This window comes from Martinezella sp. CNPSo 3795, assembly GCF_057784475.1.
The window spans coordinates 115,942-131,133 of record NZ_JBXSOQ010000005.1 but is presented as its reverse complement, the minus strand read 5'-3'; the positions used below and the strand labels follow the sequence as shown (position 1 = coordinate 131,133).

The following is a 15,192-nucleotide window of genomic DNA, read 5'->3' as shown; positions in this document are numbered from 1 at the left end:
AATAGCGCTTGACCGCCCCGGTCCGATACCTTCGCCTACTGCCTACTGCCTACTGCCTACTGCCTACTGCCCACTGCCTCACCTCCACCCCATTTGCGTCGTCTTTGCCGTTTATCCCCGCCCGAGTGCCCTTAGCCCATGCCGGAGGCTTGCGTATTGCAAAACGGGGCGTTACCGAATCCGGTTAACGGATGATGAAAATATGGCTGCCTTATCGGTAGAGTATGCGCGTATGTTGCGAGTGAGCGTAAAGGATCGGATGTGAGCGGATTAGAAACGGCTATCAGAAGCGCCTTGGATCGGTCTGATCGCGCCAATCCGGAAATTCGCGCTCGCATCTATCAATCGGCGCGTCAGGCTCTGGAAGCCGGCCTTCGCAAGCAGGACATTACCGATATCAACGTCATTGCAGCCCAGCGTCAGCGTCTGGAGGCGACGATCCGCGAGATTGAGGCCGACGAACGCGCCCGCCCCATGCAGGCGATGCCGGTTTCACCGGAGCTGGATGCTCCGCATGTTTCTCCTTCCGTACCCAGGTCCGATGCAAGGCAGGCAGCGGCACGACCGCAGGAGCCTGTCATGAGCGTGCGCGGAGAAACACGTGATCCGCCAACGTCGGCAGGCCCGGCCGTTCCGCCCGAGCCGACCTCGACCGAGCTGGCGGCACGTGAAGACGATTTCGGCGATATGCGCGCCGGCCCGGCCGATCATCTCGGGGCGGACAGTGATGTGCGTCCGACGGCTGATGCGCCGCCGCCGCGGTCGATGAATTTCAAGCCGGAGCGGGCGGCCGTGCGCCGCAAGCCGCGCAAGTTCTTCTCGCGCCTGCTCGTCTTCTGCATTCTGCTGGCCTTCCTCGGCGTCGGTGCCTGGTGGATCAAGACCTCGGGCTTGCTCATGTCTGCATCCCAGAGGGATACGAGTGTGCCCAATCCGCCGGCGCATGTCGATTCGCAGGATTTCAGCGGCAACAGCAACGATGACGATACCTCGGACCAGGACGACAATAGCGGTCCGGTCAATCCGGGCCTTGCGACCATCGATCCGCAGAACAGCTTCTCCGCGGAATGGTTGGAGGTATTGAAGCCCACCGACGCGCCGAAGGTGACGACCGGCTCGCAATCGAAGGCCGAGAATGTATCGGAAAACGAAGGGCCGGCCGTGAGGCTGACCTCGCTTAGCAGCGGTCCGGACGGCAGTGGCTCGGTCGAGGTGCCCGTCAATGTGTTGCAGCAGATGGCCGGCAAGGCTTCGACGGTCGCGCTGACATTGCAGTCCACCTCGGATGCGCCGACGCAGATCACCGTGGAGTGCGATTTCGGTTCTCTCGGTCGTTGCGGCCGGCACCGTTTCACCGTCAGCCGGCAAAAAACGGATTCGTTGTTCCAGGTCAAGTTCGATCGCGCCATGGCGCCGACGGGTTCGGGACGCCTCATCATCAACAGCGATGTCGATGGCAAGGCCCGCGGCATCAATATCTACGCCATCCGCGTCCTGCCCGGGCAATAACCCCGGGGCGATGCCTCGACCTCGTCAGGCAAGGATATCCGATCCCATGCCGAGAATCTTGTCGTCGACCTTGCCGATGGCTTCCTTGTCCTTGCCGTCATAGTCGAGCGTCAGCAGAATGTGACGGATAAGATTTAGGCGTGCGCGCCGCTTGTCGTTGGCGCGGAGGACAGTCCAGGGTGCGTGGTCCGTATGCGTATCCTTCAGCATGCGGTCGCGCTTCTCGCTATAGTCCTTCCATTTCGGCAGGGCGGCGATATCCATCGAGGAGAGTTTCCAGACGGCGCGCGGATCGTGGCGCCGGTCGTGGAAGCGCTTCAGCTGCATCTCCCGGCCGATATCGAGATAGAATTTGAAGAAGTAGATGTCGTCCTGGACGATGAGCTTTTCCATCCTTGGGGCCTGCTTTAGGAACTGCTCGTATTGCTGCGGCGTGCAGAAGCCCATGACCGGTTCGACGCCAGCGCGGTTGTACCATGAGCGGTCGAAGAGCACGAATTCGCCCGCCGTCGGGAACTGGGCGACATAGCGCTGGAAATACCATTGGCCGGCCTCGCGATCGGTCGGCTTCGTCAGCGCCACCACGCGCGCCAGACGGGGGTTCATATGGGCTGACGTCGCGGCGATCGAGCCTCCTTTGCCGGCGGCGTCACGCCCCTCGAAGAGCGCCATCACTCGCTTGCCGGTCGCCTGCAGCCAGAACTGCACCTTGATGAGTTCGATCTGCAGCGCTTTCAGCTCGTCGAGATATTCGTCTTCCTTCAGCTTCTTCTTGTAGGGATAGCCGCCCGAGGTCAGCGCCTCGTCTTCGATCCAGCTTGGGAGCACGGGGTCATCGACATCGAATATGCGCTTGATGCCATGGATATCCAACTCTACTGCCCGGCTTTCTGTCTTCTCCCCCATATGTCGGCTCCTCGGCTGTTTACACGGCGTTAACCCTACCGCTGGCAGCGGTAAAAAAGCTTGGCCAGGAAACTGGAGCTTTTGTTCAATAGTTTCAAGCCCTTTACGGCTACCCTCCTTTGCCGGCTACATTTATTTTTGTCAGTTACTGGCTTCTGTGGATAGAGCCGAATACTTCTGTCATGAATCGCAGATAAGACGCGGAATCCAGCGTTCCATGATGGCAGGCGAAGGACGGCGCAGTTGGAAGACGAATGGTCATTTGTCAGGAGGTTGGCAGTTCGGCTGCGGCAGGAGAGCGCCATCCTGGTTCTGGCGACGCTGATTGCCGCACTCGCCCTGTTTGAAGGCATCAATACCGGCGCCGTATTCTGGATCTGGGCGATTGTCATGATCGTCACACTGCTTCGCCCGCCGCTCGTCGAGCGGGTCGAGGTTCCGTCGCAGGCCGAGACTCCGTCCGTTGATGCGCAAGCCCTGCTCCGCACCGCCTTTGCAGGACTGGCAGCACTCGATATGCCAGTGCTGATCATCGACCGAGAGGCATCGGTGCTGGTGCAGAACATGGCCGTCGAAAAAGCCTTCGGTGCCTTTCCGATCGGCGCACATATTTCCTCCAAGCTGCGCTCGCCGGGTCTGCTCGACATGGTGCGCGAGACCATCGCGACCAATACGCCGAACCAGATCGAGCACTCCGAGCGCCTGCCTTCGGAACGGGTCTATGTCGTCCGCATCGCGCCGATTGATCTGCCGGAGATCGACAGGCAGGAAGATGCGCTCTTCCTGCTCTCCTTCCGCGACATATCGGAGCTGCGCCACATCGACCGCATGCGATCCGATTTCGTCGCCAATGCCAGCCACGAATTGCGCACGCCGCTGGCGTCGCTGCGAGGCTTCATCGAGACGATCCAGGGACCTGCCAAAGCCGATCCGAAGGCGCAGCAGCGTTTCCTCGGCATCATGCTCGATCAGACGACGCGCATGAGCAGGCTGGTCGACGACCTCCTGTCGCTGTCGCGCCTGGAGCTGAAGTCGCATATCGCGCCGGATCAGAAGGTGGATCTGGTGCCCCTGCTCGGCCACGTGCGAGACTCCCTGTTGCCGCTGGCCGGTGATCTCGATGTCAGCATCAATCTGCATTTGCCGGCGGGCAAGGTGGAAGTATTGGGCGATCGCGACGAGCTGGTGCAGGTCTTCGAAAACCTGATCGAGAATGCCTGCAAATACGGCCAGGAAGGCAAGTCGGTCGAGGTTTCGCTGCTGAACGGTGCCGGCCAGGCCGTCGAGGTCGTCGTCTCGGACAAGGGGCCGGGGATACCCGCAGAACATGTGCCGCGCCTGACCGAGCGCTTCTATCGCGTTAACGTTGAGGATAGCCGGTCCAAGAAGGGAACCGGTCTCGGGCTTGCCATCGTCAAGCACATTCTGACCCGCCATCGCGCCAGACTGATCGTCAAGTCGGAAGTCGGAAAGGGAACCGACTTTACGGTTCGCTTCTGACAAGCTCTACCTGCCCCGGTTTAGGTGGCGATTTATCCAAATTATATCAGGCATATAGCCTGTCATAATTGTTTCACTCGCCTGACATAAAAGGGCGGTGTTTTCGCCAGTAAGAATGGACTGCTGAAAAAGTGGATGTGGCCTCCACCTCGGCGCTCTTCAAAGCTCATCAGGGGGATTCGTTGTGAATGCTTTGAAAATATCCATTCTTGCGCTGGTTGCATCGGTTGCCCTTGCCGGCACTGCAACCGCTCGCGATCAAATTCAGATCGCCGGTTCATCGACCGTATTCCCATATGCCAAGATCGTGGCCGAAACTTTCGGCGAGACCTTCACCAACTTCAAGACCCCGGTGGTCGAGTCCGGCGGCTCCGGAGCCGGCCTGAAGGAATTCTGCAAGGGTGTGGGAACGGATTCGATCGACATTGCCAATTCCTCTCGTCCGATCAAGGACAGCGAAGTCGCAGCCTGCAAGGCTGCCGGTGTCGCTGACATCCAGCAGGTCAAGATCGGCTATGACGGCATCGTCTTTGCCTTCGACAAGAGCAATCCGGATATCAGGTTCGAACCGGTCGATCTCTACAAGGCGCTTGCTGCCGAGGTCGTCGTCGACGGCAAGCTCGTCGCCAATCCTTATAAGAAGTGGTCTGAGATCAATCCATCGCTGCCGGATTTTGAAATCGCCGCCTATATTCCGGGCGAGAAGCATGGCACGCGCGAAGTTTTCGAAGAGAAGGTGCTTGCTGCCGGCTGCAAGGCTTCCGGCGCGGCCGATGTCATCAAGGCAGCATTCTCGGATGCCGCTCAGCAGGCGAAGAAATGCATTGCCGTGCGCAAGGATGGCGCCGCAGTCGATATCGATGGCGACTATCCCGAGACCTTGGCCCGCATTAATGCCAACAAGCATGGCATCGGTGTGTTCGGCCTGTATTTCTTCCAGAACAACGCCGACAAGCTGAAGGTCGCCACCGTCAGCGGCATCGTACCCTCGGGCCAGACGATCGCCGATGGCACCTATCCGGTATCGCGACCGCTGTTCTTCTACGTCAAGAAAGCCCATCTGGGTGTCGTCCCGGGGCTCAAGGAATATGTCGATTTCTTCACGAGCGATCAGATGATCGGACCGGACGGCCCGCTGGCGGAATATGGCCTCGTGCCGGCGCCGGATGCTGAGCGCGACCAGATCCGCAAGGACTTCGCGGGCGGGAAGATCATGTGACTGCTGAAGGGTCGGGCACCGGTGCGGCTTTCCGCTGCCCCGGGGTTCGCCGGGGAATGGGAATGAGTGTATCGCTGCTGCTGCTCTGCTTGTCGGTCTTCGGCGCCTCCGCTTTCGTGCTGGGGCGGGTGAGGGCGGCCGCGCTGTCGGGCGGCAGGTCTTCGTCCATGCATTCCCGGCTCGGCTATCACGGTGCCTATGCCGCCATATGGGCGGTACTTCCGCCCCTGGCGCTCATCTGCGCCTGGCTGATCGTCAGTCCCATCGTCATCGACCGCCTGGTGACCAAATCCTTTCCCGAGGAGGTTCAGTCTCTGCCGCCGGCTGAGCTCAATCTCAGCTACGGCATGGTGCGCAGCATCGCCCGCGGCATGCGCATGCTCGATAGCCAGGAGCTTGCCGATGTCGATGGCGGCAAGGCCGATCTTCAGTTGCTGCTGGCGCAGAAGGGCGTTCCACTCGCCGTACGCCCCACGGGCTACATGATCGAGGCCGCGAATAGATATAATGGCATGCGCGAATTGAGCCGCATGGTCATGGCGGCGGCGGCGATCGTCCTGTCGTTGCTTTGCGCGGCCCATGGCCTTCACGCGATTGCGCCGCGTTTTCGCGCCCGCAACCGGGTCGAGCAAGTCATCCTCGGAGCCCTGATCGTTGCCTCCTCCATCGCGGTGCTGACAACGGTCGGCATCGTCGTTTCCATGCTTTCGGAAGCGGCGCGTTTCTTCAGTATGGTGCCGGCCAGCGAGTTCTTCTTCGGTACCGTCTGGGACCCGCGCTTCACCGGCGCCGGCGCGCAGACCTCGGGCACCTTCGGTCTGATCCCGCTCCTGGCAGGTACGGTCTATATCGGCTTCGTCGCCATGCTCTTTGCCGTGCCTATCGGCCTGTTCGCCGCGATCTACATGGCCGAATATGCCTCGGCTCGCGTTCGCTCCATCGCCAAGCCGATGCTGGAGGTTCTGGCCGGCATTCCAACGATCGTCTACGGCTTCTTCGCCCTTGTCACAGTCGGCCCCTTCCTGCGCGATATCTCCGCCGAGATCGACGGGCTTATGACCGGAAACTACAGAAGCTTCATCGAGGCGCAGAGCGTTTTGACGGCTGGCTTCGTCATGGGCGTTATGCTCATCCCTTACGTCTCCTCGCTGTCGGACGATATCATCATGGCCGTGCCGCGGTCGCTGCGCGACGGCTCGCTCGGCCTCGGCGCCACCCGCTCGGAAACGGTCAAGCGCGTCCTGCTGCCGGCCGCTCTTCCCGGCATCGTCGGCGCGCTGCTGATGACCGCGTCGCGGGCGATCGGCGAAACCATGATCGTGGTGCTGGCCGCAGGCGTTGCCGCGCGCATGCAGCTCGATCCCTTCGAGCCGATGACGACGGTCACGGTGAAGATCGTCAATCAGCTGACCGGCGATCTGGAATTCACCTCGCCGCAGACGCTCGTCGCCTTCGCCCTCGGCATCACGCTGTTCTGCCTGACGCTGTGCCTCAACGTCTATGCGCTCTACATTGTCCGTCGATACAGGGAGCAATACGAATGAGCGGCGTCGTATCTTCCTCTCAGCTCAACATGCCGCGCGGTCTGACGCCGGGTGCGTCTGTGCACCGAGATATCGGCATCAAGCGGCGCTATGCCGCCGAGCGTCGCTTTCGCGCCTATGGGATGACCGCCGTCATCTTCGGTCTCGTCTTCCTTATCATCCTGGTCTCGACCGTGGTCCGCACTGGTTATACCGCCTTTGTCCAGACTTCGATCACCTTGCCGATCGAATTCACCGAGAAGGTAATCGACCCGACGGGTAAGCGCATGAACGATCCGAAGGTGCTGATCGCTGCCAATTACCCCGTACTGGTGCGCGATGCGTTGGTGAAAGCGCTTGGCATCGATCCGGCCAATCGCACGCTTGTACGCGAGGCGATGGCGATGGTGTCGGACAGCGCCAGGATCGTGTTGCGCGACAGAGTCGTTGCCAACCCCTCTATCATAGGGACGACACAGAGCGTCACATTCCGGGCCAGCGCCAACATCGATTCCGCCAACAAGGGGCAGATCGATCTGACCGTCAGCGAGAAGGATCGCAAGATTTCCAACCGCCAGGTCGCATGGATGAAGCAACTCAGCGAAAGCGGCGCGCTTCATAAGGCCTTCAACAGCGGTCTCTTTCTGTCGGGCAATTCGAGCCGGCCGGAAGCCGCCGGGCTTGGTGTCGCGCTGATCGGCTCGCTCTACCTGATGCTGACCGTTCTCGTACTTGCCTTGCCGGTCGGCGTTGCCGCCTCGATCTATCTGGAAGAGTTCGCACCGAAGAACCGGCTGACGGATCTGATCGAGGTCAACATCAACAATCTCGCTGCTGTCCCCTCGATCGTCTATGGCCTGCTGGGTCTCTCGGTCTTCATCAACATGATGGGGCTGCCGCGCTCGGCGTCGCTGGTCGGCGGCCTTGTACTGAGCCTGATGACGCTGCCGATGATCATCATCGCCACGCGCTCCGCCTTGCGTGCAGTGCCGCCGTCGATCCGCAGCGCAGCGCTCGGTCTTGGCGCATCGCGCATGCAGATGGTCTTCCATCATGTTCTGCCGCTCGCGATGCCTGGCATTCTGACGGGCACGATCCTAGGGCTTGCCCATGCGCTCGGAGAGACCGCGCCACTGCTTCTGATCGGCATGGTCGCCTTCGTTGCCAATTATCCGGCATCGCCGCTCGATCCCTCGACGGCGCTGCCGGTGCAGATCTACATGTGGGCGAGCGAAGCCGAGCGGGCCTTCGTCGAAAGGACGTCCGGCGCCATCATCGTGCTCCTCTTCTTCCTCGTCGCGATGAACATCGGCGCCATCCTGCTGCGCCGCCGCTTCGAGCGGCGCTGGTAAGGGAGGGCGCACGAAATGAACATGATGACGGAAGCTGCCAGCGAAAGAGCCTTGGCCAAGAAGATGACGACGATCCCTTACAAGATGATCGGCCAGGACGTTTCTGTGTTCTACGGCGACAAGCGGGCGCTCTTCGACGTCAATCTGAAGATCCGCGCCAATACGGTCACGGCTCTGATCGGCCCTTCCGGCTGTGGCAAGTCCACCTTCCTGCGCTGCCTCAACCGCATGAACGATACGATCGAGACCTGCCGCGTCACCGGCAAGATCACGCTCGACGATCAGGATGTCTACGACGACAGCATCGACGTCGTGGAATTGCGCGCCCGCGTCGGCATGGTCTTCCAGAAGCCCAACCCGTTTCCGAAGTCGATCTACGAGAATGTCGCCTACGGCCCGCGCATCCATGGCCTGCATCGCTCGAAGGCCGATCTCGAGCATATCGTCGAAACCAGTCTGCAGAAGGCCGGTCTCTGGGGTGAGGTGAAGGATCGGCTCCATGACGCCGGCACGAGCCTGTCGGGCGGCCAGCAGCAGCGCCTCTGCATCGCGCGCGCCGTTGCGGTCAGCCCGGAGGTGATCCTGATGGACGAGCCGTGCTCTGCGCTCGATCCGATCGCAACCGCCAAGGTCGAGGATCTCATCCACGAGCTTCGGGAGAATTTCACCATCGTCATCGTGACGCATTCCATGCAGCAGGCCGCTCGTGTCTCGCAGCGTACCGCAATGTTCCATCTCGGCCACCTGGTCGAGGAGAACGACACCGATAAGATGTTCACCAATCCCGACGATTTCCGCACGCAGGATTACATCATGGGCCGTTTTGGTTGATGATGGCAGGCGCGCGGCTCCTTTCACACAGTTCACTTGAGGATAGAAAAATGGTCTCCACTCACATTCTCTCTGCCTATGACGAAGACCTGAAGTTTCTGACGCGCCGCATTGCCGAAATGGGCGGCCTGGCCGAGCAGATGGTTAGCGACAGCGTACGCGCTCTCGTCAACAGCGACGCGGCCCTGGCCCAGAAGGTCATCTCCGACGACGTCGTTCTCGACCATGCCGAGCGCGAAGTTGGTGACAAGGCGATCGTCACCATCGCTCGTCGTCAGCCGATGGCAGCGGACCTGCGCGAAATCATGGGCTCGATCCGCATCGCCTCCGATCTGGAGCGCGTCGGTGATCTCGGCAAGAATACCGCAAAGCGCGTCATCGCCGTTCAGGGCACGGGCGTGCCGCGTCGTCTCGCTCGTGGCATCGAACACCTCTCCGAACTGGCACTGAGCCAGCTCAAGGAAGTTCTTGATGTCTACGCCACCCGCTCGCCGGACAAAGCCGTGTCGATCCGCGAACGCGACGAGGAAATCGACGCCATGTACACCTCGCTCTTCCGCGAGATGCTGACCTACATGATGGAAGATCCGCGCAACATCACCACCTGCACGCATCTTCTCTTCTGCGCCAAGAACATCGAGCGCATCGGCGACCATGCCACCAACATCGCCGAGACGATCTATTACATGGCGACCGGTGCTCAGCCGGAAGGCGAGCGCCCGAAGGACGATACCGCCAACACCGTCGGCGCAGTGACGGAATAATCTGGAAGCGAAGAAAGGAGACCATAGGCGCATGGTTCCGAGAGTTGCTGTTGTAGAAGACGAGGAAGCGCTTAGCGTTCTGCTGCGCTACAATCTTGAGGCCGAAGGCTTCGAGGTCGACACGATCCTCAGAGGTGATGAGGCCGAGCTGCGTCTCCAGGAGCGCATCCCCGATCTCCTGATCCTCGACTGGATGCTCCCCGGCGTGTCCGGCATCGAGCTCTGCCGCCGGCTGCGTATGCGGCCGGAGACGGAGCGCTTGCCGATCATCATGCTGACGGCTCGCGGCGAGGAAAGCGAGCGCGTGCGCGGACTTTCGACCGGCGCGGACGATTACGTCGTCAAGCCGTTCTCGACGCCGGAGCTGATGGCCCGCGTCAAGGCGATGCTGCGGCGCGCCCGCCCGGAGGTTCTCTCCACGGTGCTGCGTTGCGGCGATATCGAGCTGGACCGCGAAACCCATCGCGTCCACCGCAAGAGCCGCGAAGTCCGGCTGGGGCCGACAGAATTCCGCCTGCTGGAGTTCCTGATGTCCTCGCCAGGCCGCGTCTTCTCGCGTTCGCAGCTGCTCGATGGCGTATGGGGGCACGATATCTACGTCGATGAACGCACGGTCGACGTCCATGTCGGCCGTCTGCGCAAGGCGCTCAATTTCTCCAATATGCAGGATGTCATCCGCACCGTTCGCGGCGCGGGCTATTCCATGGAAGCCTGAGCGGCTCGCCGCTCGGGTGTTACTAAATAGCGGCGGAAATAGAAAAACGGGCCTCGAGGGGCCCGTTTCTCTTTGTCTTGCGGTAACTTTCAGCCGTTGTTGCGACGGCGGTCATGCACCGGCTGGTAGGCCATGCGCTGATGATAGGTGCAGTAGGGGGACGAATCCGGGCTGTCATTGCCGCAGAAGTGGAAGTCGTCCTTCAGCGGGTCCCCGACCGGCCATTTGCAGGTGCGTTCCGTCAGCTCCGTCAGGCCGAGGCGGCGGGAGATCGGAACGACGACGTTCGATGCCGGGCGATACTGAATTTCATTGACGGAATCTATCTCGATCTCTTCCTTCAGCATGGTTGCACCCTGCTGGCGGGCGACCACGGTGCGGGTAGCGACGCGCGAGCCGTAGGTCGTTGCGCGGGGAGCCGCGGCACTGCGCTTTGGCGTGCGCGTCGCGGTTGCCGTGCCGCCCGCCTTCGCTCGGCCAGGAAGGTTCAGGCGGTGCACCTTGCCGATAACGGCATTACGGCTCACGCCACCGAGCTGCGCAGCGATCTGGCTGGCGCTCAACCCTTCGGACCATAGCTTTTTCAGCTTCTCGACGCGTTCGTCTGTCCAATTCATGCCCTGTCTCCGCTGTCGCGTTTCCGATGGCAGAATCCCTCACCATTGCCTCGCATGGGAACGAGGCGCGAAACGCTCTAAAATTGTGGTGACTAGTTCCGCCGCATGCAGTCTAGCAATTGCTTTTTAACCTAGTGTGAGGCTGACTCCGTGACAAGAGTCGCGAGAATCTTGAGGAATCGATTTCGAGGTTTTCCCCAACTTGCTGCCTAGGCGTGGCATTTCTGCAATAGGCGCCGCCGAACCTATCTCTTTTGCCCGCAAGCGCTATCTCGCACCTGCTAAAACGCCAGTTTTGTTGACATCGCGATGCAAAACATCAATAGTGCCCGGGCCGCCGCAAGGCGGCATTTTTGATTTTTTCGGACCCGTTTCATCAAATCGAAGCGATCGGTCCTTAAAGTTGTGATCAGGAGATATGGCCATGGCCGAGACCACGCCGCTTTATGACACCTATATGCGCGCTCCGTTACGGTTCGAGCGAGGCGAGGGCGTCTGGCTGGTCACCGAAAATGGCGAGCGCTACCTCGATTTCGCAGCCGGCGTCGCGGTCAACTCGCTCGGTCACGCCCATCCTCATCTCGTCGCCGAATTGAAGGCCCAGGCCGACAAGGTCTGGCACCTGTCGAACCTCTACGAGGTGCCCGGTCAGGAGAAGCTGTCGAAGCGGCTGACGGAAGCGACCTTCGCCGACAAGGTATTCTTCACCAATTCGGGCGCCGAGGCACTGGAATGCGCCATCAAGACGGCGCGGCGCTATCAATTCGCCAAGGGGCATCCCGAAAAGTTCCACATCATCACCTTCGAGGGCGCCTTCCACGGCCGCACCATCGCGACCATCGCCGCAGGCGGCCAGGAGAAGTATATCGAGGGCTTCGGACCCAAGGCACCGGGTTTCGATCAGGTACAATTCGGCGATCTCGATGCCGTGCGCGCCGCCATCACGGATGCGACGGCCGGAATCCTGATCGAGCCGGTTCAGGGCGAGGGCGGCATCCGTCCGGCCACCAACGAATTCCTGCGCGGGCTGCGTGAGATCTGCGACGAACATGGCCTGCTGCTGATCCTCGACGAAGTACAGTGTGGCGTCGGCCGCACTGGCAAGCTCTTCGCCTATGAATGGGCCGGCATCAAGCCTGATATCATGGCTGTCGCCAAGGGCATCGGCGGCGGTTTCCCGCTCGGTGCATGCCTTGCGACGGCAGAAGCCGCCTCAGGCATGAAGGCAGGCACCCACGGTTCCACCTATGGCGGCAATCCGCTCGCCATGGCGGTCGGAAATGCCGTTCTCGATATCGTGCTTGCCGAAGGCTTCCTGCAGCATGTGCGCGATGTCTCGCTGGTCTTCCGCCAGGGGCTCGCCTCGCTCAAGGATCGTTTTCCTGACATCATCGAGGACGTTCGCGGCGAAGGTCTGATGCTCGGCATCAAGGCGGCCATTCCGCAGGCAGAGCTGCTGCAGGCTATCCGTGCCGAGCATCTGCTCGGCGTGCCGGCCGGCGATAACGTCATCCGCCTTCTGCCGCCGCTGGTCGTCACCGCCGAAGAAGCACGCGAAGGTCTTGCCCGCCTGGAGCGTGCCGCCGAGCGTGCGCGCGCTGCCCGCACCAAGAAATCGGCTTGAGTTCAACGCCCGCTGACGGGGCGTTCCTGCCCCACGCGGGCGTTATTGTTTTTTCTGGAGCACAGGTAAGGACATGGCTTCTCCGAAACACTTTCTCGACCTCTCTGCCGTTCCGGCTGCCGATCTGCGCAACATCATCGATGACGCGATCGTGCGAAAGAGCGCGCAGAAGGCCGGCACTGCCGACAAGCCGCTCGCCGGCAAGATGCTGGCGATGATCTTCGAGAAGCCGTCCACCCGAACCCGCGTTTCGTTCGATGTCGGCATGCGACAGCTGGGCGGCGAGACGCTGTTCCTCTCCGGCACCGAAATGCAGCTTGGCCGCGCCGAAACGATCGGCGATACGGCCAAGGTGCTGTCGCGCTATGTCGATGCGATCATGATCCGCACGACCGATCATTCGCGCCTGCTGGAGCTAGCGGAACATGCGACCGTTCCGGTCATCAACGCGCTGACCGACGATACGCATCCCTGCCAGATCATGGCGGATATCATGACGTTCGAGGAGCATCGCGGCCCGATCAAGGGCAAGACGCTTGCCTGGACGGGCGACGGCAACAACGTGCTGCATTCGCTGATCGAAGGTGCGGCACGCTTCGGCTATCGCATGAATATGGCGGTACCCCTTGGTTCTGAGCCGAAGGATCACTATCTGAACTGGGCCCGCAACGAGGGCGCCGAAATCATGCTCTCGCATGATGCAGACCGTGCGGTCGCCGGCGCCGATTGCGTGGTAACCGATACCTGGGTTTCCATGAATCAGGAGCACCGGGCACGCGGTCACAACGTCTTCCAGCCCTATCAGGTCAACAAGGCTTTGATGGCACAGGCCGGCAAAGACGCTTTGTTCATGCATTGCCTGCCCGCCCATCGCGGAGAGGAAGTGACGGACGAGGTGATCGATGGCCCGCAATCCGTTGTCTTCGATGAGGCGGAAAACCGCCTTCATGCGCAAAAGTCGATTCTTGCTTGGTGCCTGGGCGCGATCTGAAGATATTAAACCGCGTCTCAGGGGCGCGGGCGCAGTAGGAGTAAAGCAATGGCCGAAAATGCCGCAACGCTGGGTCAGTTTGATTTCGCCGGTGACGATCATGTCGTTCCCTTCCAGGTGGAAGGTCTGGACGTGCGCGGCCGTGCCGTACAGCTCGGTCCGCTGCTGGACGCGATCCTTGCCCGGCATGACTATCCGACGCCGGTTGCACGCCTTCTGGCCGAGGCCATCGTCCTGACCGTCCTGCTCGGCACGTCGCTGAAATTCGAAGGCAAGTTCACCGTGCAGACCAAGGGCGACGGACCCGTGGACCTGCTGGTTGCCGATTTCACGACGCCGGAAAATGTTCGCGCCTATGCCCGTTTCGACGAAGAAGCACTGGAAAAGGCAGTCGCCGAAGGCCGGACCGAGCCGGAACAGCTGCTCGGCAAAGGCGTCCTCGCCTTCACCATCGATCAGGGCCGTTTCAGCCAGCCCTATCAGGGCATTGTCGCGCTTGATGGCGCCTCGCTCGAGGAGATTGCCGGCACCTATTTCCGCCAGTCGGAGCAGATCCCGACGCGCGTGCGTCTGGGGGCGGCAGAACTTTTCGACCGCGATGAGAACGGCAAGCCGCGTCACCGCTGGCGGGCCGGTGGCCTGATCGCGCAGTTCCTGCCCGAAGCGCCCGAGCGTATGCGTCAGCCGGACCTGCATGGCGGCGATGGCGATACCGGCGTGCGCGATCATGTCGAAGACGATGCCTGGGCGGAGGCACGCAGCCTGGTGGAAACCATCGATGCCGATGAGCTGACGGATCCGCAGGTTGGCACCGAGCGCCTTCTCTATCGCCTGTTCCACGAGCGTGGCGTACGCGTCTACGAGCCGAAGGCCGTCTATGACCGCTGTTCGTGCTCGCGCGACAAGCTGAAGGGCGTCTTGAAGGGCTTCACGGCCGAGGAGATCGAGGCCAGCCAGGAGAATGGCGAGATCGCCGTCACTTGTGAATTCTGCTCTACGACGTATCGCTTCGAAGTGTCGGAGATAGAGGCGGCCTGATGTTGCCGATTTTGTCGGCTCAGTTCAGCGTGCGCAACAGGTTGGGCGTGTCCAGAGAAAAGGCGGGGATCTTGACATGGAATTGCTCTCCGTCGTCCGTTTCCATCTGGTAATGGCCGAACATCATGCCTGACGGCGTATCCAGCGGGCAGCCCGATGAATATTCATAGGTATCGCCGGGTTTCAGATGCGGCTGCTCGCCGACGACGCCCGGCCCCGTCACCTCATCCACCATGCCATTCATGTCGGTGATGTGCCAGTAGCGCGTCACCAGCTTCACGGCCTTCTTCGAATGGTTGGATATGACGATGCGGTATCCCCAGACATAGCGATCGTCGTCCGGATCGGATTGCTCCTCCAGATAAAAAGGTTCGACGACAACCTCGATGTCGCGTGTTAGGGCGCGATACATGCCTGATACCTTGCCACTGCCCTGAAGCGCCGAGCGCTTCTCCAAGCCTCACTGCCGCTTCAGCATTTCCACATCCGCGGCATATTATCCGCATTCCACCACCCTCGCCAAGAGCGGGATATCTAGCGGTATCCTATAACCAGCCCGCTCCGTCAAGGAACGGCGTGATGAAAACTTGCGTGAACGGGTAG

General features: G+C 60.9%; 14 protein-coding genes. 11 read left to right on the top strand and 3 right to left on the bottom strand.

Features of this window, described 5'->3' with window-relative positions:
* Positions 1–261: 261 nt before the first annotated feature.
* Positions 262–1,509: a serine/threonine-protein kinase gene (locus tag AC13QY_RS16245; protein WP_488493661.1), complete on the top strand. Its 1,248-nt coding sequence runs from the start codon at positions 262–264 to the stop codon at positions 1,507–1,509.
* A 24-nt stretch (positions 1,510–1,533) separates the two neighbouring features.
* Here AC13QY_RS16245 and ppk2 read toward each other — a convergent pair whose 3' ends face one another.
* On the bottom strand, positions 1,534–2,415 hold the full coding sequence (ppk2, locus tag AC13QY_RS16240) for a polyphosphate kinase 2 (protein WP_113332014.1): 882 nt from the start codon (positions 2,413–2,415) through the stop codon (positions 1,534–1,536).
* Positions 2,416–2,658: 243 nt separating this feature from the next.
* On the opposite strand from ppk2, the gene phoR reads away from it, so the two are divergent.
* From phoR to phoB, 7 genes are all read left to right on the top strand, one after another.
* Entirely contained in the window at positions 2,659–3,915 is a 1,257-nt protein-coding gene (gene phoR / locus AC13QY_RS16235) for a phosphate regulon sensor histidine kinase PhoR (RefSeq protein ID WP_145633438.1), read from the top strand.
* A 184-nt stretch (positions 3,916–4,099) separates the two neighbouring features.
* Positions 4,100–5,134, top strand: a complete 1,035-nt coding sequence (locus AC13QY_RS16230; protein WP_113390036.1) for a substrate-binding domain-containing protein — start codon at positions 4,100–4,102, stop codon at positions 5,132–5,134.
* A gap of 62 nt (positions 5,135–5,196) precedes the next feature.
* The gene (pstC, locus tag AC13QY_RS16225; protein WP_145633434.1) at positions 5,197–6,678 is read left to right on the top strand and encodes a phosphate ABC transporter permease subunit PstC; all 1,482 of its coding nucleotides are present in this window, start codon (positions 5,197–5,199) and stop codon (positions 6,676–6,678) included.
* Positions 6,675–8,009: a phosphate ABC transporter permease PstA gene (gene pstA, locus AC13QY_RS16220; protein WP_371864868.1), complete on the top strand. Its 1,335-nt coding sequence runs from the start codon at positions 6,675–6,677 to the stop codon at positions 8,007–8,009. The genes pstC and pstA overlap by 4 nt, the downstream gene beginning before the upstream one ends.
* 15 nt (positions 8,010–8,024) lie before the next feature.
* A complete protein-coding gene (pstB, locus tag AC13QY_RS16215) occupies positions 8,025–8,840 on the top strand; it encodes a phosphate ABC transporter ATP-binding protein PstB (RefSeq protein WP_113332018.1) in 816 nt (271 codons plus the stop codon).
* Between the two features lie 50 nt (positions 8,841–8,890).
* Positions 8,891–9,604 (top strand): phosphate signaling complex protein PhoU, encoded by a 714-nt coding sequence (phoU, locus tag AC13QY_RS16210; protein ID WP_015338719.1) that lies wholly within the window; start codon positions 8,891–8,893, stop codon positions 9,602–9,604.
* 31 nt (positions 9,605–9,635) lie between these two features.
* Complete coding sequence (phoB, locus tag AC13QY_RS16205; protein WP_004128368.1) at positions 9,636–10,319, top strand: phosphate regulon transcriptional regulator PhoB; 684 nt, start codon at positions 9,636–9,638, stop codon at positions 10,317–10,319.
* A gap of 89 nt (positions 10,320–10,408) precedes the next feature.
* On the opposite strand, the gene AC13QY_RS16200 is transcribed toward phoB, so the two are convergent.
* A complete protein-coding gene (locus AC13QY_RS16200) occupies positions 10,409–10,936 on the bottom strand; it encodes a GcrA family cell cycle regulator (protein ID WP_113332019.1) in 528 nt (175 codons plus the stop codon).
* 424 nt (positions 10,937–11,360) lie between these two features.
* Here AC13QY_RS16200 and AC13QY_RS16195 point away from each other — a divergent pair, with 424 nt between their 5' ends.
* The 3 genes from AC13QY_RS16195 (at position 11,361) to AC13QY_RS16185 (ending at position 14,589) form a co-directional block, all read left to right on the top strand.
* Complete coding sequence (locus tag AC13QY_RS16195; RefSeq protein WP_113332020.1) at positions 11,361–12,560, top strand: aspartate aminotransferase family protein; 1,200 nt, start codon at positions 11,361–11,363, stop codon at positions 12,558–12,560.
* Between the two features lie 73 nt (positions 12,561–12,633).
* Positions 12,634–13,551: an ornithine carbamoyltransferase gene (argF, locus tag AC13QY_RS16190; RefSeq protein WP_069611241.1), complete on the top strand. Its 918-nt coding sequence runs from the start codon at positions 12,634–12,636 to the stop codon at positions 13,549–13,551.
* A gap of 48 nt (positions 13,552–13,599) precedes the next feature.
* A complete protein-coding gene (locus AC13QY_RS16185) occupies positions 13,600–14,589 on the top strand; it encodes an Hsp33 family molecular chaperone (protein WP_113390039.1) in 990 nt (329 codons plus the stop codon).
* Positions 14,590–14,608: 19 nt separating this feature from the next.
* Here AC13QY_RS16185 and apaG read toward each other — a convergent pair whose 3' ends face one another.
* The gene (gene apaG, locus AC13QY_RS16180; protein WP_113332090.1) at positions 14,609–15,001 is read right to left on the bottom strand and encodes a Co2+/Mg2+ efflux protein ApaG; all 393 of its coding nucleotides are present in this window, start codon (positions 14,999–15,001) and stop codon (positions 14,609–14,611) included.
* Positions 15,002–15,192: the final 191 nt, after the last annotated feature.

Coding starts and splice junctions, on each gene's coding strand:
- ppk2 (WP_113332014.1), bottom strand. CDS start 2,415: ATGGGGGAGAAGACAGAAAGCCGGGCAGTAGAGTTGGATATCCATGGC.
- pstC (WP_145633434.1), top strand. CDS start 5,197: ATGAGTGTATCGCTGCTGCTGCTCTGCTTGTCGGTCTTCGGCGCCTCC.
- pstA (WP_371864868.1), top strand. CDS start 6,675: ATGAGCGGCGTCGTATCTTCCTCTCAGCTCAACATGCCGCGCGGTCTG.
- pstB (WP_113332018.1), top strand. CDS start 8,025: ATGAACATGATGACGGAAGCTGCCAGCGAAAGAGCCTTGGCCAAGAAG.
- phoU (WP_015338719.1), top strand. CDS start 8,891: ATGGTCTCCACTCACATTCTCTCTGCCTATGACGAAGACCTGAAGTTT.
- phoB (WP_004128368.1), top strand. CDS start 9,636: ATGGTTCCGAGAGTTGCTGTTGTAGAAGACGAGGAAGCGCTTAGCGTT.
- AC13QY_RS16200 (WP_113332019.1), bottom strand. CDS start 10,936: ATGAATTGGACAGACGAACGCGTCGAGAAGCTGAAAAAGCTATGGTCC.
- AC13QY_RS16195 (WP_113332020.1), top strand. CDS start 11,361: ATGGCCGAGACCACGCCGCTTTATGACACCTATATGCGCGCTCCGTTA.
- argF (WP_069611241.1), top strand. CDS start 12,634: ATGGCTTCTCCGAAACACTTTCTCGACCTCTCTGCCGTTCCGGCTGCC.
- AC13QY_RS16185 (WP_113390039.1), top strand. CDS start 13,600: ATGGCCGAAAATGCCGCAACGCTGGGTCAGTTTGATTTCGCCGGTGAC.
- apaG (WP_113332090.1), bottom strand. CDS start 15,001: ATGTATCGCGCCCTAACACGCGACATCGAGGTTGTCGTCGAACCTTTT.